Origin of the sequence: Caballeronia sp. BR00000012568055 (assembly GCF_029439455.1) — a bacterium.
GTDB lineage: Bacteria > Pseudomonadota > Gammaproteobacteria > Burkholderiales > Burkholderiaceae > Caballeronia.
Window position 1 is genome coordinate 1394 of the sequence record NZ_JAQFVG010000154.1, and the last position, 21086, is coordinate 22479.

Sequence of the window (21086 nt, forward strand, 5' to 3'; positions counted from 1 at the left end):
CTACCGGAATGGATCTACCTACATGTTGCAACACCGTTCTTCAGGAATCACGGGGCCAATCGCATGACCGGTACGGGAGGCTTGCAACGGGTGCCACGAGATGTGCTTTCCGAATGGCAGATTCCCGTCCCCCCCCCGCTTGGATGACCAACAAGCACTCGTCGATGAAGTTCTGGCCGAACAAGTCCTCATCAACTCGAACAAAGAGCTAATTGAGCGTTTCGAGGCCAAGATCAAGGCGGCGATTGATCGAGTCTGGGTGAGCTGAATATGGACGCCGCACTGGAAATCCACGAATACCTACCAATGGCCTATCCGTCAAGCGGTGAAGGCGAGTACATCCGTTTTGTCTGGGAAGCCTTCGAGAGCAACTACGTGGCAGGCAAGTATCAGTTTGCGATGCTTGCTTTCCATATGCTCTACATGAGCTACGTGTATTTCTCGGTGTGGCAGATCAAACAGGCCAGGCCGGAAGCCTTCATCCACGCGGTGCTGTTCCAGCAAAAGGAAAAGGAGCTGCTGACCGCCAGCTCGCCATTTACCTTCAGCGAAGTCAATGAGCGCAGCATCTTTAAATTCCTTCGTTTGGCTGGTTGCGAGAACCAGCACATCGGCAAGTTTCAGAAGCTGGTGGATCAGCGCAATGAGATCGCCCATCCCAACGGCAACATTTTCTTTAGCGATCAGGCAACGGCAGACCAGCGTATTGAAGGAGTCATGCAGCAAATTTGGGGCATCCAGGCCCATATGCCGAGCGTGCTGCATGCTTGTCTGTTGCAGTTCTTGCGCGATAGCGCGAATCCAGACGAACGCGAGATCGCTGACAGCGAAGTTCACGTGGAAATAAACTTCCTGCACAAGCACTACCTGTCGCGCAAGGACATCGAGGCCTGTCTTGCCTGCGACCTGAGCGAATTCGACGGCAGTCCGTTCCGGGACGAGGTGCAGACGCTAATGAAGGCGCTTCAAAACAAGGTGGAAGATTGACGGCCTCAACCAGGAGAAGAACATGAGCCAACCTTGGCCTTACCCCGGCGCAGGCTGGTGGAAGTTCGATTTCCATACCCACACCCCGACCTTCAAGGACACCAATGCATTGCAGGCGGCCATCGGCACGCCGAATGAGGTGACGCCGCAGGCCTGGTTGCTCAGGCAAATGGCCGCTAAACAGCTACCGAAGCGAGACTTGCAGCCTGCTCCGACAGGGCTGGCGCTGCAAATTGCCGCCGATTCAGGCTACTAGGTCGAACGCCCCTTACTGGCCGGTTTAAGACCGGCTCAGATCGAACTTGGTATGTCGGAAGGTCCTACTCGATTTCGACTTCAGTCATTGACGGCGCATTGCCTCGACCTTGAAACTCAGACCAAGCATCGTGTGCTGCGCGGAGCGCGGGTGGGAGGAAAGCTGAGTCTCCAAGCGAGCCGAATAAGCTGTCGAGCTCCGTGTAACGCTGATGAACCGTGCGAAGACGCGGAAGCATTGCCTTTAGCCGCATTACAGCAGCGCCAAGCGGCGCAGCGGGTAGGGTGTCAAACGACGCGTGCATGCACAATCTTTCGTAGCGCGCTGCCACGGCATCGATCGCGTTTACGAAGTTTTCGATCTCGTCCGGTCCAAACTGTACGGCGCGCACGCTATCCTCAGCGGCTTTCACGAACTGGGCGACCGCGCCGCCAATGAACGTCTCCATGTGACGGAACTGCGCGAACATGGCGGCACGGCGCGCGTCCGGCTCAACATCGGGCGAGATACCTACGAGCCAATCGGCAGAGCACGAATAGACTGTCGTCGCGGCCAACAAGAATTCCACGCTCTTTGCCGACGCCAAGGCTCCCGATTCGATGGCAGCGATATTCACATGCACGCCTGTCTTGGTGAATCCATCTTGTGCCTGCTTGATCGTCAGACCGTTGAGCACGCGCCCCTGAATCAAACGAAGCCGAAAGTCTTCAGATTCTTTGGGTTCAAGGGCGCTGCGGCGAAAACGCTTCAGGGCAGCTTTCACCGCTTCGTCATGCTGGTGCGGCGTAACCGGCTCGGCGAATTTCTCAGTCACGTTGACCTCTGTCTAATTTTTTTGCTACGCGTTCGAGGCGTAACAGCACTTGTTCAAGCCGGTCCAACTGACTGATTGAGTGACCTGGACTGCTCGCTCGCCAGCCTTCGCGGCTCGCACGCTGGTACACGGCGCTTGTGGAGATGCCGAAGGCGGCAGAAATCGACTTGGCGGGCGTGCCGCTTCGATACCGCCGCTCAGCCTCCAGCCACTGCGTGGGCTTAAGCCGCGCTCCCATTAGCAGACGGGCCGGATAAGGTCGTCGTCGTGCAGCAAGGCCATGTCAAACAACGGACCCGAATTGGCGAAGGCATCGACGCGAGCGTGTCGGGCGCGGCATTCTTGAAGATGCACGATCCACGCATCGCGGTCTTCAATACGCGGCTTGATCAAATCCGCCGCATCGATTTCGGCGTCGCTAATGCCGACGCCAAGAAGGCGCTCGCGGTGCGCCGCGCGGTCGGCGTCGAAACGATCGATGCGGCGTGCCAGTTGTGGAATGGCGTCTGAAGTGAGCGCGAGCGCGACACGCCCAGCCGTAACGAGTTCTTTGCTAAAAAGCGCGCGCTGCGATTTATAGAAATCTTCGAGCGCAGCGCTTCCGATACGCGCATCGTTTGCTTGCTTTTGCAGCCGCGACATTTCGGCGATAAGCGCGGCGAGGACGTTCGCTTCGCTAGTGACTTCACGCTGGATGAATTCTGCCAACAGGTGCGCCGGGCCGGAAGCCTTTAGTGCGGCTGCTTGCGCTTCCAGCACTGACTTCGCGGCGCGCATGCAGGCATCGTTGCGCGCCATGGCGAAGAACGTGGCTTGGGCGTCGGAGGCGTCGGCGCTCAGGATTTCAAGCAGGTCGGTCATGGATTTCTTCGTGTGATTGAAAGGCACCATCGTCGCACCCGACTTCACGCTTCACGGACGCCGCTTTCCAACGTGCAAATAGCAAGCCGTTATCTAAATTGCGTCGCTTCGATCGCTGTGGTACCCGCGCGGGCGCACGCGCGCGCACGCGCGCTCCGTGCAAAGAAATTACGTGGCGTAGACGATCGAAATCTTCGCGCAGCCTTGGAGCATATGCATTTGCCGGATTTTCGAGTGTATTTTCGGAACGTCGCAATTGCCACGTGTAAGCCAGTGCGAGACTGGCCGAAAGTGCGCGCGAATGATCATTACGGTTTGCGTTTTGATCGATTGGTCGCCAAGCTCCGATCTTTCATTGCCGAGATGCATATGTGCAGGATCAAGCGCGCAATTCGATCGGGCTATAAGTTAGGCGCGGCCATAACCCGACTGTTTGGACGTCGCAGAGCAGTGAGTGAGCGGGATATTCGCTGACGAACCCGTATGAATGGTTCGATGCGAACCTCGCTGCTTGCTCGGCGGAGGCGCGAGGAATAAGAGGTTCGACGTTCGCCCGATTAGATCGGCGGACCGCTGTGCAAAACGACCGCTCGCGCGCGACGTCGCTGCCGAACGTGATTTGATCGTTTAGATGCGCTGGCGAATCACGAATGTTCACCGCAGTGCAGAGATAGGCTCAAGTCCGGCAAACGATCGCTACGAAGCTTAAAACTTTATGTATTCGGCGTCGATAACAGGCATTTTTACGCTGCCACCTACATTGTTGCGGTAGTCTGCGTTCGATTTGTAGGTACCGACCACAACAAAGAATTTCTGCTCCTGTGCGTTGTCAAAGTAGTCATTCTCCAAGCGTTTGGGTACCCGAACCTTCACATACCGGGGCACGTAGTCATCGGTCGGAACGGTCGCGATGAAATCGGCACTTGAATCGAGCGCCTTATACAGTTGGGCAGTCATGAAATACATTTTTCCGTCCGGCCGAACTTTAGGTGCGCCGGCGAGTTACCAGCCATTCACGGCACCATATGCCGCGATTGCTTCGTCTATTGACCGGGGTTGCTGAAGGCCCGCTGATACCGCTTGCACGTTCGCGTCGAACTTCCGCTTGTCTTCGACCTGTTGCGCGGCTTTCGCTTCCTCTGCTTGTTTTAGCGCGGAGGCCTGTTGAGCTTGCTTTGCCTTCGATTCTGCCTGCCATTCATCTTGTCGAGCCTGCAGCGTGGTCATGCAACTGTCGTAGTAGGGTTTCCAGTTTTCCTGTCGCCCCAAGATTCCCTTTGTATCAACAGCCGTTCGACACGATGACCACGGACTCAGGTTCGAATTCACAACGAATGTCCTTGATGCCACTTCATTTATCCGTCGCTGCTTGTCGTCTCTTGACTCTTGGCTCTCAGGTTGCGAACCGGTCAGCGAAGAGAAAAGAGAATTCACGGAGGCGGCAATGTTGCTTTGTGCATGAACTGCGGTCGAGGACGTCAGCATAAGCGCTAGAAGGGCTTTTCGCATTTTAATGAGCAGGAGTTTAAGAAATCCTCATCTTAGGGTCGGACCCATTTTTTTATGATGCATACGACACACTGTCGTGTCGATTTCTCACGTCCTATTAGCTACGACTCGCCATTGCCATTATCGAAGAGGGCACCTATAAAGCCGTGCCGCGTCTTTACTTATTGTCGTCTTTCGGCATCACGTTCAATTGCCGAACGAGTTCCTGTCGCCCCATCGGCGTTAGTCGTCCGTGTTCACTCGAAACTGGGCCACGCGACATCATGAAGCCTTGCGATACAGCCCACCGCGTCGGTGTCCAGTTGCCGCTGCCACCGCGTACAAGCCAGCCGTCGCGCGAAAGGCGTTCAAAGAGCGCAGTGCGGGACATTCCGAGTTCACGCGCGCAATCGGTGACGGATAGGCATCCGGCGAAGCGCTCGCGCTCAATTCGCGCCGTCTCTTCGCGCGCTGCGCGTGCCTCCGCGTCATGGCGCTCACCTTTGGCGATTGCTTCCTGAATTTGCGCTTCCGGCAAAGCCATACCTGACATTCGCATCCGGTACGCGAAGCGTCGAGCGGCGGAGGCGCGACTCTTGAACCGTTTCGCCACTACGCACCCCGCATGCCGGTACGGGCCGCGTGATTCACTTCCACGTGCTCGTAAAGATAAATCGCTGACTGGGATAGCGAAGCGCGATACCCGGCATCACCATTGTTGACGGCGACGCGAAGTTCGCGCAGGTGGTTCAGTGCGCCGAATGTAGTGGTGACGGCGATGGCCGTGACAACGTGTTCCTTTTTCATGCTTTCCTAACCGGTAGTAATCCTAATTTGAGAGCCTGTTTGATCCGCTTATGGCGGTGCTTACGCGTCTCGATGACTAATGCTACTGACTATCTTGACTTGGGCATTCGAAGCCAAGCAGCGCGTGATTTGCCCGGTTGCTGGGCCCAACTATTTCAATCAAAGCCTCGTATCCGCGACGGGCGGCTCGCATTAACGGTCGGCCACGCTCCAGTCCAGCCTTCGAAGGTCACATGCTCGCCACGATAGCGAAGTGGAATGTCCCCTGTGCTGCCATGTCGGAATTTTGCGACTCGTACTTGCGCGAAGCCACGAAACTGCTCGTCGCAGTCCGGATTAGCGACCTCTTCGCGATGAACGAACATAACCACGTCGGCGTCTTGCTCAATAGCGCCTGAATCGCGAAGGTCGGAAAGCTGCGGAATGCGGATCGCACGCTGCTCGACCTGCCGGTTCAACTGGGCCAGCGCGATTACCGCGATGTTCAGTTCCTTGGCTAGCGCCTTCAGGCCGCGCGATATGCCTTCAATTTCAGAATTCCGGTTCGAGCCATCGCCGGTCATCAGTTGCAAGTAATCGACGATGATCAAGTCGAGTCCATGCTTGCGCTTGATCGCGCGAGCCTTTGCTCGTACATCAGCCAATCGAAGCGCGGCTTGGTCGTCAATTCGCAACCGCAACTCCGTCACCTTCGCAGCGACTGTTGTCATACGATTCCAAAACTCGTTGTCATGCTCAGGAGCATGCATCACTGTGTCGAGCGAAACTCGCCCAAGCGACGCGATCATCCGGTCGTGAAGCTCCGGTTCGGGCATCTCCATGCTGCAAAAGAGCACACTGTGGGTTTGCGCAACGTGGGTTGCGATGTTTAGTGCAAGCGCGGTTTTGCCTACGCCAGGACGAGCAGCAACAATCGCTAGCCAGCCGGGCCGAAGCCCGCTATTCAACCGGTGGTCAAGGTCCGCAAGCCCTGTGGATAGGGCTTGCGACGTACCGGTGGAGCGGCGTTCAAGCTCAGCCAAGTGTTCGGCGAGACCTTGTGCCGCAAGCTTAGGTTCGCGCACCGCTGTACCTTCGGCAATCGCTTCGAGCTTCGATGCCGCGCGGTCAATCAGCGTCGCCGCGTCATCTGGCGTCGCGCCTACAGAATCTTGAATCTCGTGTGCGACGGCCAGCAATCTGCGCTTGTGGGAGCGGTCGCGAACGATATCGGCATAACGCGAGATGTTTACGGCGCTCGGCGTGCTCTGGGCGATGGCGTTGAGGTAGGCTAGCCCGCCAACTTGCTCTGCCTTGCCGGACACGCGCAAGCGGTCGTTGACCGTTATCGGGTCCGCGCCGCCTTCGGCAATCGCCGCCGTCACCGCCTTAAAAATGACGCGATGGTCGGCCCGAAAGAAATGTCCTGCGCGCAGATGGCCAATACGGTCGATGGCATCGTTGTCGAGCAACAGTCCGCCGATGACCGATTGTTCTGCCTCGACCGCCGACGGAATCGAGCGCTGTAGCTCATTCGCAGTCATGCCGCCTCCCGGTGATACATGTTCTCAAGGCACCGCGCGAAGCCATGCGGCGTCATCAGAAAATCGATATTGGCAATGAACGGCGGTTTTCCGGGCATCGGCTTCGAACGACCGGTAAGGAAGTCAGACTGCGCGCAGATTTCGAAGAACTTGCGCCATGCCTTAAGTCCATCCGCAGTCGTGGTGTATCCAAACGGTTCGCAATTAAGGCGTGCCGCTTCGCGCCAGCGGGCGGCGATCGCCTTGCAACGAGCGTTGCTCTTAACTTTCACGCGCGGGTTGTCGGGCATTGCGGCTTGATACGCTTCTACTATCCGGTCAACGGGGCAAGCAAGCGATGTTTCCGCTTGTTCGAGCAAGTCAGCATGCGAGGCGGACGCATCGCTGTTGACAGAAGCGTAAGCCTCTATGTTTCTAATCTCCTCTTCTCTTCTCTTATCGTCACCCTGCGTCACATCTGCGTCACCGTTCGTCACGCCTGCGTCACTGGACTTGGTCGCGTTGCGGCGCGCGCGATACTCGCGAGTCCGCGCCGCGCTTGAGTCTTCGCGCTTCGGCTGCCGTTTTTCCCAGTTCACGATGCGCCCATCCGACACCATTCCTTTTTCGACAAACGCGGCGAGAATGCGCGCGCACGTTCCGTCGTCCACATCAAGCATTGCGTCGTGAGCGTCACAGTCAAACCCTGTGACGTCACCACGCGTCACATCTGCGTCACCGTCTGTCACGCAGCTTGCGCGTTCGAGCAGCGCTACCCATATGGCGATGACACCAGTAAATGAACAGCCGGATTTGCGCGCCACCCAGCGGAACTTAGGATCGGTCAAAGTTCCGTGCCACCAACGAAACCAATCCATTAACCGCGACCCCCGCGAACATTCGCGACATACTCCGCAAGCGAGCGACACAGAGAGCGCGCGAGCGCTTTTTTATCGTCTTGGTTCGATGCGAGCGGAATTTCAGCGCACAATTCGCGCTGAAACATGGCTTCCCAGTCCGAACTCGCGCGGACAGAATCTGCTTCGTCGTTCACAGGACGCCTCCGTTCAGAGGGTGCGGTGCAGACTTCTCGCGCGGATCGGCCAGCCCAGCGACCGCGATCCATTCGGCGAATTGTTCCATCGACTCGGCATGCATTTGACAGGCGGCTTCAACAAGCGCGAGCAGGCTGTCCGTTGTCGTAGGGCTAATCAATTCCGGCTCGTCTATGTCACCGCTAAGGTTTTGCGCGCGGACTACACGGGCGACGGCGCTTGCGCCTTGCGTCAGTGCATGGCTGCGAGCGAGGTAGGCGGCGACGGGACCGACAGCGATGCGCGCCTGACTGTCTACCGACTCCAGCGTGCAACCGATCGGGCCATGAGTGCGTTCGATGAAAGGCAGCTTACGCATGGCTCACCTCTCCGCGAGCAAGTTCAGCCAGCAGGCGAAGCGCGTCGCCAGTCACGTCGAGCGCATCGAATACAGTCGGCGCGACAGCAGCGGCGCGGAGGGCGCGATTGATGATTTGAAGCGGGGATTCAGTTTGCTCAGGACGAGCGAGGACTCGGCGCATGATGCGACCTCCTTGGACTTTGAACGAAGCCCGGAACCCGTTTCTCAGGCGGGTGGCCGGACGAATAGCGGATGCTGAGAAAACCGGCGTCCAAGGGAACCGGCGCACGCAAGCGTGCCACCCACTACCGCCCAGCCATTGAAGGTCGCGAACGATAATGTACAGACGAAAAAATACCGCCTCATAGCGGTCGTCCGCCTTGGAACATTCGGGTTTCTCAGGCCCGGTGGTCGCTGTCTGGACCATGAATGCAGTATAGCGAACCTGCGCGGGTTTACAAGCGTACGCAAGTTTCAGACGACCTTCACGCTTGGTAGCACGGCAAATCGTTTTCATCAGACGTTTAACCGCGATCGTTGCGACGAGTCCAAAGCTGATGACGGGATTGGTGTTGTTCGTCGTCATTACACAGCCCCCGGAGCGCGATAGCCCATCGGATCGGCGAGAAAAGTCTGGATATCCGCCGCGTAGAACCCGATCGATTTCGACGTCAGCTTGACGCTTTTTGGGAAAGCGCCGCGTGCGATTGCGTCATAAATCGTAGTGCGCCCCATGCCGGTGATTCGCATCACTTCGCGCATGCGGAGAATTTCGAGCGTGAATTTGCGCTCTGTACCTACGGCGACCTTCTTTCCTACCGCCTGTTCGAGTTGCTTCTCAGTCGTTTGCATAGTTCCGTTCCGTCGAGACATTTTTAGTTGTCCTAATAGAGTCAATGTCCGACGTGGCAGCACACGAAACGAAAACCCTCTCTGCACGAGGCCGGGCTTAGCAGGCCGGGCGCTTAGACTCCTCCAAGGGGAACGGATACCCGAAAGTCAAAGCGCCGGGTCGGCCCCGTGCAGAAGTGGCTTTTCGCGTTGCATTTGGAGTCGTCTTGTGCGCTACCACTGTCTGACAGTGGCGACTATGCCTACTGAAAGGAGGCAAGGCAAGAGGTTTTTATGCCAAATAACGCGCATTTATTGGTCAATAGTATGCGCTCACGAATCAAAAATGGAATTTTGTTTCTCTAAAGTTTGATGATTTATGTAATTTTTCTATTCGGCGATCTATTGTGAAAACGTAGTGCCTGCTTCCGTGGCAAGAATGTTTTTTGCGGCAATCAGCAAATATCGCGTAGCTAGATTCCCAAACGAGAAACGATCCATTTCTTACGTCGAAGCTTCCGTCGTCACCGTCTTCAACTTGTCGAGATAGTCCGCCCAACGTTGCATCAGGTCACGGCGTGCGTCGAGCCAAGTCGTCCGGTTATAGGCTGTGCCCAGCGAATCCCGGACGGTGTGGCTCAGCTGCCTTTCGACCACTTCAGCGGGCACGCCGAGTTCTTGAACTGCCAAGGTCCGTGCCGTCGCTCGCCATCCATGCGGAAGTGCTGTCTCGGCGTCGATTCCCATGCGTTTGAACGCTGCGGACAGCGCCATATCCGACATAGGCCTAGTCACGCCGCGCTGACTCGGAAATACGTAGCGCCAGCGACCGGTTTGCAAATGCAACTCTCGAAAAAGCTCAACGGCTTGGCGGCTTAGCGGTACCAGATGATCTGGGCCGTATTCCTTTCCTGCCAAGCGGCGTTTCATTCGGCGTGCCGGGATAGTCCACATTGCTGCGTCCATATCGATTTCCGTCCATTCGGCCTGACGCAGTTCGCCGGGGCGTTGAAACACCAGCGGAGCGATCTTCAAGGCCGCAGTTACGGTCGCGCTGCCCGTATATCCGTCGCAGGCACGAAGAAGTGCGCCCACTGCCTTCGGATCAACTACCGCTGCATGTTGCCGTTCTGGCGAAGGCGGGAGCGCGTCACGAAGATCGGCGGTGATATCGCGGGTCGCGCGACCCGTGCTGACCGCGTAACGCATCACCTGACCAACAAGCACCCGCACCCGGTGCGCAGTCTCTAGATGGCCCTTGGCAGCAATGCGTTTGATTACATCGAGAACCACGGGCGGTTGCAGAGAGACAGTCGGATGCACGCCGATGTAAGGGAAGACGTGAACCTCAAGGCGTCGAAGATTTCGATGGGCGTGCGAATCGGAGATAGTTGACGCGAAAGCCGCCGACCATTCGCGTGAAACAGCTTCGAAGGAATTTTCGGCGTTTAAGCGATTCGTGCGTTTGATTGATTGCTTTTCAGCAGACGGATCGATGCCATTCGAAAGTTTCGTGCGCGCGTCGTCCCGGCGAGAGCGAGCTTCCTTAAGCGAGACAGCCGGATACGGGCCGATTGTGTACGTTTTTTCTTTGTCAGCGAATCGATACTTTAGACGCCAGTATTTGCCGCCATTCGGTCGGACTTCAAGATACATGCCCATGCCATCAGCAAGTCGATACTGCTTTTCGCGCGGCTCTGCTGCGCGCACCTGAATGTCGGTCAATGCCAATGCCCACCTCGTCTTTTTGTCGGTCAAGGGGTACCGGGCTTTCAGGCAGGTCAAGTACCCCACCGCTTACCCCCTGCAAAGCCCGGCTCAAGGGGTACATTGCCGGACGCCACCGAACAATAAAAAAACCCCGAAGACGTGAGTCTATCGGGGTTTCCGGGCAATTGCGAACATCGCCGAACATCAATTTGGTGGAGGCGGCGGGAATCGAACCCGCGTCCAGAAGCGCTCTACGACCAGTTCTACATACTTAGTTCTGTCATTTGATTTAACCGGAACGACGCGGACGAACACGCTGCGTGACGGCGATTCACTAAGTTTTCGACCCTGGCGTCGTGACGCCACCAAGACTTATCTGACGTATATGACCTCTCGCGGTATTGCTACCCTAACCCGTCAGCGAATTAGTGAGAGGACGGCGGCCCTTAGGCTGCCAGTGCGAACGTATCGTCGTTTGCAGTTACGATTTTCCCATTGATTAACGAGGTGACGGGTCCTCGGTATGCCCTGACCGCTTCACAACCCCTGTCGAAACCAGGTCGCCCCCAAGCGGAACTGAAATTATCGCATGGAAAGGGTAGATGGGGCGACTCGTCGGCGCTTCAAGTGTTCAGCCGATGTCGCGCAGCAGTTCCTGAAGCTCGACCGCCGAATCGACCACGTGATCGGCATGCCAGCGGCGCGGCGGGATATCGTCGCCGCAGTAGCCGTAGGCGGCCGCCACGGTGACCATGCCAGCGGCGAAGCCCGCCTGGACATCGCGCAGATCGTCGCCGACATAGACGATGCGCTCCGGCGCGGTATCCAGCAATTCGGCGGCGTGCAGCAGCGGCGCGGGATGCGGCTTCGCGTGCGGTGTCGTATCGCCGCAGACGAGGCAGCCGGCGCGCGTATCCAGCCCGAGCAAGCCGACCAGCGGCACGGACAGCCTCATCACCTTGTTCGTGACGATGCCCCAGCGCACGCCGCGCGCATCGAGCTGATCCAGCAGTTCGGCGATGCCCGGAAACAGCGTCGTCTCGATGCACAGATCGGCTTCGTAATTGGCAAGGAATTCGTCGCGCATCGCGGGGAAATCGTGATGCTCCGGACCAATTTCGAACGCGCCGCCAAGCAGGCCGCGCGCGCCCGCCGAGGCAAACGGCCGCAGCGCTTCCAGCGGACGCATCTCCAGACCGCGATCGTGGCGCATTTTGTTGACGGCGGCGACCAGATCGGGCGCGGTATCGGCGACGGTGCCGTCGAGGTCGAACAGCACGGCCTGGCACAGCCCGAGCCGGTCGTTATCGGCGAGGCGCTGGGGCAGGGGAGTCGGATCGTCGGGCAGCGGTTTGGTGCGAATCGTGCCCGTGTTGTCGTCTTGGATCATGGTTTCAGGCTTCCCGGCGGCAAGCCATCATGTAGTTGATGCTCGTGTCGTTGGAAAGGCCGAAATGCTTCGAGATCGGGCGATAAGTGATGCCTTTGATATTCAGCGGCGACAGCGATGCCGCACGCGCGAACGTCGCCAGTTCCGACGGCTTGATGAAGCGCGCATAATCGTGCGTGCCACGCGGCAGCATACGCGCGATGTACTCCGCGCCGATCACGGCGAAGAGATAAGCCTTGGCGTTGCGGTTGAGCGTCGAGAAAAACACCCAGCCGCCCGGCTTGACCAGCGCGGCGCACGCGGCAATTGTGCCGGCCGGATTCGGCACGTGTTCGAGCATTTCCATGCAGGTGACCACGTCGTACGCGCCGGGTTCGCGCGCGGCGAGCGCTTCGGCGGAAATCTCTTCGTACGCCACGTCCACGCCGCTTTCCAGACTATGCAGATCGGCCACGCCGAGCGCATTCGACGACAGATCGATGCCCTTGACCTTCGCGCCGCGCATCGCCATCGACTCGGACAGAATGCCGCCGCCGCAGCCGATATCCACCACCTGCTTGCCCATCAAGTGCGCCTGCGAATCGATCCAGTCGAGCCGTACGGGATTCAGTTCGTGGAGCGGCTTGAACTCCGCGTTCGGGTCCCACCAGCGATGCGCCAGCTCGCTGAATTTCTGTAGTTCGTGGGGATCGACATTGGTCATGTTCAGTTTGGCTTGGAGTGAGTCGTGAATCGGTTAGACCGAGTATATAGGCGGGAAGAATGGTGGGCAAAAAGCGGATTCTGCGTCATCGCACCGCCTGGACGGTCGAAGGTGCGTGCGAGCAGGCGTTTCAGGCATAAAAAAACCCCCGCCGAGGCGGGGGTTTGATCTGCGGCAATCCTGCCAGCGCTTACTGCTGCGGCTGACGGGTCGTGCCCACAACTTCGACTTCCACGCGACGATCCGGTGCGAGGCAGGCGATAAGTTGCTTGCGGTTCTTCTGTTGGCAGCTACCCTTCGTGACCGGGTCGCGCTTGCCCTTGCCTTCCGTGTAGATACGGTTGGCTTCGATGCCCTTGCTGACCAGATAAGCCTTCACAGCTTGTGCACGGCGCAGCGACAGACGATCGTTGTACTTGTCCGAACCGATACGGTCCGTGTAGCCCGTTGCAACCACGACTTCGAGGTTCAGCGCGCCGATCTTCGATGCCAGATCGTCAAGCTTTTCCTTACCAGCCGGCTTCAGGACAGCCTTGTCGAAGTCGAACAGAGCGTCAGCCTGATAGGTAACCTTTTGCGATTGGATAACCGGCGGCGGCGGAGCGACCGGTGCCGGCGGCGTCGGGGCTTGCGCGACCAGCGCGCCATCGCACTTTGCGTTTGCCGTTGCCGGGGTCCAGAATGCGTCGCGCCAGCAGAGTTCGTTCGTGCCGTTCATCCACACGTACTCGCCCGTACCGTTCACCCAGTTGTCATTCACTGCTTGTCGCGAGGCCGGCACCGACTGTGCGTAGGCCGATGCAGCCATAACCGCGGTAGCTGCAATGAACGCGAGCTTTGAAAGTTTATTCATATTTCTCCTCTCGAAATTGAGATTACCGCAGGTTTACTGCGAGCCTGTAGACGAAGACAAGTCATACATTGCTCGAAGTATAACATTCCCTACGGAACAAAACGCGCTGTGTAGACTTCGAGCAGTGTCTAACTTTGTGCGTTGGCATTTTGCCATATCGTTCCCTTGCAACGATAAAAATATCCCCGCACCCCAAGCGCCCGCAACCTTATGTGGTGCATGCGCAACAAGAAAGGGACAGGAGCGACGCAGGCTCGCAGAAGGCGCAAAACGTGCGCACATTACGTGCCTGAACGCCATTTCCTGCGAATTTTCATCATGGCGATTTTTCGCGTCGCCAAAACGACGAAGCGCGACGAGGCGGCATGATAGCCCGGCCCGATGACGAATTGACGGTTTCGTTCCCGCTGTTTTTGTAAGTAATTGCCACGGCGTTCCGCATCGTGCATTGCGAGTGCGTAAGGTGAAATGCGCGGTCCGTTTTGGCCTCGTCTTACGCGCATCACACAGTATGTATACGCTGTGCGCCGGGCGCAGATGCCGCGCATGTTAGAATCTTTCGATGCGCTGCGCTCGCGGCGCGTATCAAAGGCATGCGCTGCATACGCAGCGCGCGGCGTACGTCGGCTACGCGCGTGGCCGGCATCCGCCGTGCGGCTCGCGGGCGAGTTTCGCGTATTTTGCCGGCGCGCTGCCGTGTCGCTGCTGCACAGTTCAAGACACGGATAATGGATCAATTCGCCAAAGAGACTCTGCCAATCTCCCTCGAGGAGGAAATGCGCCGTTCGTATCTCGATTACGCGATGAGCGTGATCGTCGGGCGCGCGCTTCCCGATGTCCGCGATGGCCTGAAGCCGGTGCACCGTCGTGCACTGTACTCCATGCACGAGCTGAACAACGACTGGAACCGCGCCTACAAGAAATCGGCGCGTATCGTCGGCGACGTGATCGGTAAGTACCATCCTCACGGCGACGCCTCGGTCTACGAGACGATCGTTCGCATGGCGCAGCCGTTTTCGCTGCGCTACATGCTGGTGGACGGCCAGGGCAATTTCGGTTCGGTCGATGGCGACAACGCCGCGGCCATGCGCTACACCGAAATCCGCATGGCGAAAATCGGCCACGAGTTGCTGGCCGACATCGACAAGGAAACGGTCGATTTCGGTCCGAACTACGACGGCAGCGAAAACGAGCCGCTCGTTCTTCCGGCGCGTATCCCCAATCTGCTGATCAATGGTTCGGCCGGCATCGCGGTCGGCATGGCGACCAACATTCCGCCGCACAATCTGCGCGAAATCGTCGACGCCTGTCTGCATCTGCTGAACAACCCCGAATCCACGGTCGATGAACTCATCGAGATCGTGCCGGCGCCGGATTTCCCGACGGCCGGCATCATCTACGGCGTGGCGGGTGTGCGCGACGGTTATCGCACCGGGCGCGGGCGTGTGGTGATGCGCGCTGCTACGCACTTCGAAGAGATCGATCGCGGTCAGCGCATGGCGATCATCGTCGATGAGATTCCGTATCAGGTGAACAAGCGCACGCTGCTCGAGCGCATCGCCGAACTCGTCAACGAGAAAAAGCTCGAAGGCATTTCCGATATCCGCGACGAGTCCGACAAGTCGGGCATGCGCGTGGTGATCGAGCTGAAGCGCGGTGAAGTGCCGGAAGTGATCCTGAACAATCTGTATAAGCAGACGCAGCTTCAGGACACCTTCGGCATGAATATGGTCGCGCTGGTCGATGGCCAGCCGAAGCTGCTGAATCTGAAGGAAATGATCGAGTGCTTCCTGTCGCATCGACGGGAAGTGCTGACGCGGCGCACGGTGTACGAACTGCGCAAGGCGCGCGATCGCGGGCACGTGCTCGAAGGTCTGGCCGTCGCGCTGGCGAATATCGACGAATTCATCGCGATCATCAAGGCCGCGCCGACGCCGCCTATCGCCAAGCAAGAGTTGATGGCGCGTCCGTGGGATTCGTCGCTCGTGCGCGAAATGCTCACGCGTACCGACACCGAGGCTTCGGGCGGGCGTGCGGCGTATCGTCCGGAAGGCTTGAATCCGGCGTATGGCTTGCAGGAAGACGGTCTGTACAAGTTGTCCGACGTGCAGGCGCAGGAAATTCTGCAGATGCGTCTGCAACGCCTGACCGGGCTGGAGCAGGACAAGATCGTTGGTGAGTACCGCGAAGTCATGGCGCAGATCGCCGATTTGCTCGATATCCTCGCGCGCCCGGAACGTATCCGTCAGATGATCGTCGATGAACTCGGTCAGATCCGTACGGAGTTCGGTGACGACCGCCGCTCGCGCATCGAAATGAATGCGACCGAGCTGAACACCGAAGATCTGATCACGCCGACGGACATGGTCGTGACCATGTCGCATTCCGGTTACGTGAAGTCGCAGCCGCTGTCCGAGTATCGCGCGCAGAAGCGTGGTGGGCGCGGCAAGCAGGCCACGCAGATGAAGGAAGACGACTGGATCGACACGTTGTTCATCGCGAACACGCACGATCATATGTTGTGCTTCTCGAATCGCGGTCGCGTGTACTGGATCAAGGTTTATGAAGTGCCGCAGGGTTCGCGTAACTCGCGCGGCCGTCCGATCGTCAATATGTTCCCGCTGCAGGAAGGCGAAAAGATCAACGTCGTGCTGCCGGTTAAGGAGTTCTCGGCGGACAAGTACGTGTTCATGACCACGTCGCTCGGCACGGTCAAGAAGACGCCGCTGGAAGCATTCAGCCGTCCGATGAAGAAGGGCATCATCGCGGTCGGTCTGGATGACGGCGATTTCCTGATCGGTGCGGCCATTACGGATGGCGAGCACGACGTCATGTTGTTCTCGGATGCCGGCAAGGCCGTGCGCTTCGACGAAAACGACGTGCGCGCAATGGGCCGCGAGGCACGTGGCGTGCGCGGCATGCAGCTCGAAGACGGCCAGCAGGTCATCGCGATGCTGGTCGCGGGCGGCGAGAATCAGTCGGTGCTGACCGCGACCGAAAACGGTTACGGCAAGCGCACGCCGATCAACGAGTACACGCGTCATGGCCGCGGCACGAAGGGCATGATCGCTATTCAGACGTCGGAGCGAAATGGCCGCGTGGTGGCGGCGACGCTCGTCGAGCCGGAAAGCGAAATCATGCTGATCACCACGTCGGGCGTGCTGATCCGCACCCGCGTGTCCGAGATCCGCGAGATGGGCCGCGCGACTCAAGGTGTTACACTCATCAGCCTTGACGAGGGAACGAAGTTGTCGGGACTGCAGCATATCGCCGAGGCCGAAGCTGAAGCCGAATTGGAAGGTGATGCAGAATCGAATGGTTCCGCACCGGCACCGGACGCATCGGACGATGCAGAAAACGGCGAAGGCGTCTGATATTTTTTGTGACGCCCGGCTCTCGTTATCGCTTTTGAAAGCTCGAATTAGTTAAGCTGCGCGACGTCGGCTATTTGCCGGCGTGCTTGTCCCCGCATCGTGCGGGGCGAGCCACGCTCCGACACGCCAGGCGCGTCGCCCGTGCCGAACTGGAAATTTTTTACAGGGAGTAATGATGCAAGGACGTTTCAAGCAGTGGATGTTGCTGGCCGCTTTCGTGCCGACTTTCGCGATGGCTCAGTCGCTCCAGAATCAGGCGCCGGCTCAGGCAGCGCCGGCGGCACCGGCCGCAGCAGCCCCGATTGATCCGGCCAAGCAAGCCGCGATCAAGGATCTGCTCGACGCGATCGACGCGCAGAAGCTCGTCAGCGCGATCGGCAATAGCGCGCAGATGCAGTCGAAGCAGCTGGTCCCGGCAATCCTGTCGGACGCGCTGTCGGAAAACAAGACCCTGAACGACAAGCAGAAGCAAGCTGCCGTTCCGTCGCTGCAAAAGAATGCAGTGCCGAAGCTGGTTGACTCCGCAGGTCAGGTGTTCGCAACGGACTCGTTCCGCAAGGACGCCATGCAAGCTCAGTACGACGCCTACGCGAAGTACTACAGCACCGACGAAATCAAAGACCTGACCAACTTCTACAAGAGCCCGACCGGTCGCAAGTTCATCCAGGTTCAAGACCAGGTTGGCCGCGACGTGGTCAACGGCCTGATGCAGAAGTACATGCCGCAATCGATCAAGGCAACGCGTACGCAAGCCGATCAGGAAGTGGCAAGCGTCAAGCCGAGCGCGAAGTAAGTTCAGGAATCCGCCGCCGGGGCTCGCCGCCTCGTGCATTGGCGGGTTTTCAGGACAGTGCGATAATGGCTGTTTGCGCGTGAGCGCAAGCAGCCATTTCTTTTTTGGTCGGGAAGAACGCGAAGTCCGCCATTTTTCTCGCGCCTGCCTTTCAGGATTTCCAGATGCGCGTGTTCAATTTCTCCGCCGGTCCGGCCGCCCTGCCAGAAGAAGTCCTGAAGCAAGCCGCCGATGAAATGCTCGACTGGCACGGCAGCGGCATGAGCGTGATGGAAATGAGCCACCGCGGCGCGGAATTCATGTCGATCCATGAAGAGGCGCTGACCGACTTGCGCGAACTGCTCAACGTGCCGGATTCGCACCGTATTCTGTTTCTACAGGGCGGCGGTATCGGCGAAAACGCGATCGTGCCGATGAACCTGCTCGGCAACAAGAAGACCGCCGATTTCGTCGTGACCGGTTCGTGGTCCACGAAGTCGTTCAAGGAAGCGCAGAAATACTGCACGCCGCACCTCGCGGCCAATGGCAAGACCGAGCAAGGCTTCACGCGCGTGCCCGCGTTCAGCGAATGGAAGCTGTCCGACGATCCGGCCTACGTGCATCTGTGCAGCAACGAAACCATTGATGGCGTCGAGGCGTTCGAGATTCCCGATCTCGGCGATATCCCGCTGGTCGCCGATGCCTCATCGCACATCCTGTCGCGCCCGATGGACATCGCCAAGTACGGCGTGTTGTTCGGCGGCGCGCAGAAGAATATCGGCATGGCGGGCGTGACGGTGGCGATCGTGCGGGAAGATCTGCTGGATCGCGCGTTGCCCATTTGCCCGTCCGCGTTCGAATGGAAAATCGTCGCGGAAAACAATTCGATGTACAACACGCCGCCGACCTATGCCATCTATATCGCCGGATTGGTGTTCAAGTGGCTGAAGAAGCTCGGCGGCCTGCCTGCCATCGAAGCGCGCAATGTCGAAAAGGCGAAGCTGCTGTACGACACCATCGATTCGAGCGATTTCTACATCAACAAGATCGAGCGACAAAACCGTTCGCGCATGAACGTGCCGTTCTTTCTTGCCGATGAATCGCGCAATACCGATTTCCTGGCCGGCGCGAAAGCGCGCGGTCTGTTGCAACTGAAGGGCCACAAGTCCGTCGGCGGCATGCGGGCATCGATCTACAACGCGGTGCCGGTCGAGGGCGTGAAGGCGCTCGTCGATTACATGAAGGAATTCGAGCGCCAGGGCGCTTAAAACCGCATCCGAAAAAACACCGCATGGACGACGATCTCAATTCAAGACTCAAACCGCTGCGTGAGCGCATCGACGCGCTCGACGCGCAACTCATCGCGCTGCTGAATCAGCGCGCTTCCGTGGCGCTCGAAGTGGGCGAAGTGAAGAAGCATTTCAACGCGCCGGTGTTTCGTCCCGAACGCGAACTGCAAGTGATCGCGCGTTTGCAGGAAATGAGCGCAGGTCCGCTGGCGGATTCGCATATCGCGTCGATCTGGCGCGAGATCATGGCGGCGAGCCGCGATCTCGAACAGACCATTCGCGCGGCGTATCTCGGGCCGGTCGGCACGTACAGCGAACAGGCGATGTTCGAATACTTCGGTCATTCGATTGAAGGGCTGCCGTGCTCGTCTATCGACGAAGTGTTTCGCGCGGTCGAATCGGGCGCGTCCGAATATGGCGTGGTGCCGGTCGAGAATTCGGCGGAAGGCGCGGTGTCGCGCACGCTGGATTTGCTGCTGTCCACGTCGTTGTTGATCGGCGGTGAGCTGGCTTTGCCGATTCACCATAACTTGCTCACCGCATCCGGCAAGCTCGATGGCGTGACGCGCGTGTGCGCGCATCCGCAGGCGCTGGCGCAGTGTCAGCGCTGGTTGAGCGCGAACGCGCCGCATCTGGAGCGGCAGGCGGTATCGAGCAATGCGGAAGCGGCGCGCATGGCGGTTGATGATCCGACCGTTGCCGCCATCGCCGGTGATCGCGCGGCGACGCACTACGGCTTAGGCGTCGTGTTCTCGCTGATTCAGGACGATCCGCACAATCGCACGCGCTTCGTGATCATCGGCCGGCAGCCGACGGATTCGAGCGGTCACGATCAGACGTCGCTGATCGTCTCGGTGAAGAACGAGGCGGGCGCGGTGTTCAAGCTGCTCGAACCGCTCGCCACGCACGGCGTATCCATGACGCGTTTCGAATCGCGTCCGGCGCGCGAGGGCACATGGGCGTACTACTTTTATATTGATATCGAAGGGCATCGTAACGATGCGTCGGTATCGGCGGCGCTCGAAGAGTTGGAGCGCAAGGCTGCGTTCTTCAAGATTCTCGGCTCGTATCCGCGTGCGCGCTGATCCGGGTTATTCGCTTCAATCGGCATCGATGTTCTCTTTCAACAAACTGGTTATTTTCGGCGTCGGTTTGATCGGCGGATCGCTGGCGCGGGCGCTGCGCGAGCGCGCGGGCGTGAGCGGGCGCGTGGTCGGCGTCGGGCGTTCGCTGAAAGCAGTGCAGCGCGCGCTCGAACTCGGCGTGATCGACGAAGCCGTCACGCTCAAGGACGACGCTGCGCTCGCGAACGCGTTGCACGGCGCGGATATCGTGCTGATCGCCGCGCCCGTCGCGCAGACCGGGCCGCTGCTCGCACAGATCGCGCCCTTGCTGGATGCGCGCACCATCGTCACGGACGCGGGCAGCACCAAGAGCGATGTCGTCGCGGCGGCGCGTGAGGCGCTGGGCGCGCGCATCGCGCAATTCGTGCCGGGGCATCCGATTGCCGGGCGCGAGTCGAGCGGCGTCGAGGCGGCGTTGCCGGATTTGTATGTCGAACGCAATGTCGTGCTTTGTCCGCTGAGCGAGAACGCGCCCGACGACGTTGAAAAAATCGCCGCGATGTGGCGCGCGACCGGTGCGTGCGTGCGGCAGATGAGCGAGGCGCAGCACGATCGCGTGTTCGCAACGGTCAGTCATTTGCCGCATGTATTGTCGTTTGCACTGGTCGATCAGATTCTCGATTCGCCCGACGCGCAACTGAAGTTTTCGTTCGCGGCGGGCGGCTTTCGCGACTTCACGCGCATCGCCGCGTCGAGTCCGGAAATGTGGCGCGATATCTGTGTCGCGAATCGCGCGGCGCTGCTGGCCGAACTCGATGATTACGTGAACGTGCTCGCCCGTTTTCGCGCGGCGATCGATGCATCGGATGGCGCGGCGCTCGAAGCGGCGTTCGCGCGTTCGCGCGTGGCGCGCACGGAATGGCAGGAACGCGGCGGCATCAAGCCCGCAGGCGATACGACCGCGGGCGAAATCGCCGCGAAATGAGGACA

At 58.9% G+C, this 21086-nt stretch carries 23 protein-coding genes and 1 other RNA gene; 7 read left to right on the forward strand and 17 right to left on the reverse strand.

The features are described from left to right. Nucleotides 1–270 precede the first annotated feature (270 nt). Together P7F28_RS08185 and P7F28_RS08190 are read left to right on the forward strand one after the other, a co-directional pair. Entirely contained in the window at nt 271–987 is a 717-nt protein-coding gene (locus tag P7F28_RS08185) for a hypothetical protein (RefSeq protein WP_277184011.1), read from the forward strand. 22 nt (nt 988–1009) lie between these two features. Continuing rightward, a complete protein-coding gene (locus P7F28_RS08190; RefSeq protein ID WP_277184012.1) occupies nt 1010–1243 on the forward strand; it encodes a hypothetical protein in 234 nt (77 codons plus the stop codon). 64 nt (nt 1244–1307) lie between these two features. Here the strand turns inward: P7F28_RS08190 and P7F28_RS08195 are convergent, their stop codons facing one another. The 17 genes from P7F28_RS08195 to P7F28_RS08275 all read right to left on the reverse strand — a co-directional run bounded on the left by P7F28_RS08195 (nt 1308) and on the right by P7F28_RS08275 (nt 14046). After that, a complete protein-coding gene (locus P7F28_RS08195) occupies nt 1308–2057 on the reverse strand; it encodes a hypothetical protein (RefSeq protein WP_277184013.1) in 750 nt (249 codons plus the stop codon). Nucleotides 2058–2294: 237 nt separating this feature from the next. Continuing rightward, a complete protein-coding gene (locus P7F28_RS08200; RefSeq protein WP_277184014.1) occupies nt 2295–2918 on the reverse strand; it encodes a hypothetical protein in 624 nt (207 codons plus the stop codon). A 705-nt stretch (nt 2919–3623) separates the two neighbouring features. Next, the gene (locus P7F28_RS08205) at nt 3624–3875 is read right to left on the reverse strand and encodes a hypothetical protein (protein WP_277184015.1); all 252 of its coding nucleotides are present in this window, start codon (nt 3873–3875) and stop codon (nt 3624–3626) included. Nucleotides 3876–3920: 45 nt separating this feature from the next. Then, nucleotides 3921–4145, reverse strand: coding sequence for a hypothetical protein (locus P7F28_RS08210; RefSeq protein ID WP_277184016.1), 225 nt, complete (start codon nt 4143–4145; stop codon nt 3921–3923). Between the two features lie 439 nt (nt 4146–4584). Then, nucleotides 4585–4950, reverse strand: coding sequence for a phage antirepressor KilAC domain-containing protein (locus P7F28_RS08215; RefSeq protein ID WP_277184017.1), 366 nt, complete (start codon nt 4948–4950; stop codon nt 4585–4587). Between the two features lie 68 nt (nt 4951–5018). Further along, nucleotides 5019–5213, reverse strand: coding sequence for a hypothetical protein (locus tag P7F28_RS08220; RefSeq protein ID WP_277184018.1), 195 nt, complete (start codon nt 5211–5213; stop codon nt 5019–5021). Between the two features lie 155 nt (nt 5214–5368). Beyond that, on the reverse strand, nt 5369–6736 hold the full coding sequence (dnaB, locus tag P7F28_RS08225) for a replicative DNA helicase (protein ID WP_277184019.1): 1368 nt from the start codon (nt 6734–6736) through the stop codon (nt 5369–5371). After that, the gene (locus tag P7F28_RS08230; protein WP_277184020.1) at nt 6733–7563 is read right to left on the reverse strand and encodes a hypothetical protein; all 831 of its coding nucleotides are present in this window, start codon (nt 7561–7563) and stop codon (nt 6733–6735) included. Before P7F28_RS08230 ends, dnaB begins: the two co-directional genes overlap by 4 nt. Before the next feature lie 202 nt (nt 7564–7765). After that, a complete protein-coding gene (locus P7F28_RS08235) occupies nt 7766–8128 on the reverse strand; it encodes a hypothetical protein (RefSeq protein ID WP_277184021.1) in 363 nt (120 codons plus the stop codon). After that, a complete protein-coding gene (locus tag P7F28_RS08240; protein WP_277184140.1) occupies nt 8121–8696 on the reverse strand; it encodes a hypothetical protein in 576 nt (191 codons plus the stop codon). Before P7F28_RS08240 ends, P7F28_RS08235 begins: the two co-directional genes overlap by 8 nt. Beyond that, entirely contained in the window at nt 8696–8962 is a 267-nt protein-coding gene (locus tag P7F28_RS08245; RefSeq protein WP_277184022.1) for an AlpA family transcriptional regulator, read from the reverse strand. Before P7F28_RS08245 ends, P7F28_RS08240 begins: the two co-directional genes overlap by 1 nt. Nucleotides 8963–9445: 483 nt before the next feature. Then, nucleotides 9446–10672 (reverse strand): integrase arm-type DNA-binding domain-containing protein, encoded by a 1227-nt coding sequence (locus P7F28_RS08250; RefSeq protein ID WP_277184023.1) that lies wholly within the window; start codon nt 10670–10672, stop codon nt 9446–9448. Nucleotides 10673–10861: 189 nt separating this feature from the next. Continuing rightward, nucleotides 10862–11219, reverse strand: a transfer-messenger RNA (tmRNA) gene (gene ssrA / locus P7F28_RS08255). Between the two features lie 63 nt (nt 11220–11282). After that, a complete protein-coding gene (gene gph / locus P7F28_RS08260) occupies nt 11283–12041 on the reverse strand; it encodes a phosphoglycolate phosphatase (RefSeq protein WP_277184024.1) in 759 nt (252 codons plus the stop codon). 4 nt (nt 12042–12045) lie between these two features. After that, entirely contained in the window at nt 12046–12744 is a 699-nt protein-coding gene (gene ubiG, locus P7F28_RS08265; protein WP_277184025.1) for a bifunctional 2-polyprenyl-6-hydroxyphenol methylase/3-demethylubiquinol 3-O-methyltransferase UbiG, read from the reverse strand. A 190-nt stretch (nt 12745–12934) separates the two neighbouring features. Then, nucleotides 12935–13597, reverse strand: coding sequence for an outer membrane protein OmpA (ompA, locus tag P7F28_RS08270; protein WP_277184026.1), 663 nt, complete (start codon nt 13595–13597; stop codon nt 12935–12937). A 281-nt stretch (nt 13598–13878) separates the two neighbouring features. Continuing rightward, entirely contained in the window at nt 13879–14046 is a 168-nt protein-coding gene (locus P7F28_RS08275) for a hypothetical protein (RefSeq protein WP_277184027.1), read from the reverse strand. Between the two features lie 279 nt (nt 14047–14325). Between P7F28_RS08275 and gyrA the strand changes: the two genes are divergently transcribed. From gyrA to P7F28_RS08300, 5 genes are all read left to right on the forward strand, one after another. Beyond that, a complete protein-coding gene (gene gyrA / locus P7F28_RS08280) occupies nt 14326–16971 on the forward strand; it encodes a DNA gyrase subunit A (protein WP_277184028.1) in 2646 nt (881 codons plus the stop codon). A 175-nt stretch (nt 16972–17146) separates the two neighbouring features. Further along, entirely contained in the window at nt 17147–17764 is a 618-nt protein-coding gene (locus P7F28_RS08285) for a DUF2059 domain-containing protein (RefSeq protein WP_277184131.1), read from the forward strand. Nucleotides 17765–17928: 164 nt separating this feature from the next. Beyond that, on the forward strand, nt 17929–19011 hold the full coding sequence (gene serC / locus P7F28_RS08290) for a 3-phosphoserine/phosphohydroxythreonine transaminase (protein ID WP_277184029.1): 1083 nt from the start codon (nt 17929–17931) through the stop codon (nt 19009–19011). 23 nt (nt 19012–19034) lie between these two features. Then, entirely contained in the window at nt 19035–20117 is a 1083-nt protein-coding gene (gene pheA, locus P7F28_RS08295; RefSeq protein ID WP_277184030.1) for a prephenate dehydratase, read from the forward strand. Nucleotides 20118–20145: 28 nt separating this feature from the next. Then, complete coding sequence (locus tag P7F28_RS08300) at nt 20146–21081, forward strand: prephenate dehydrogenase (RefSeq protein WP_277184132.1); 936 nt, start codon at nt 20146–20148, stop codon at nt 21079–21081. The last annotated feature ends 5 nt before the right edge of the window (nt 21082–21086 follow it).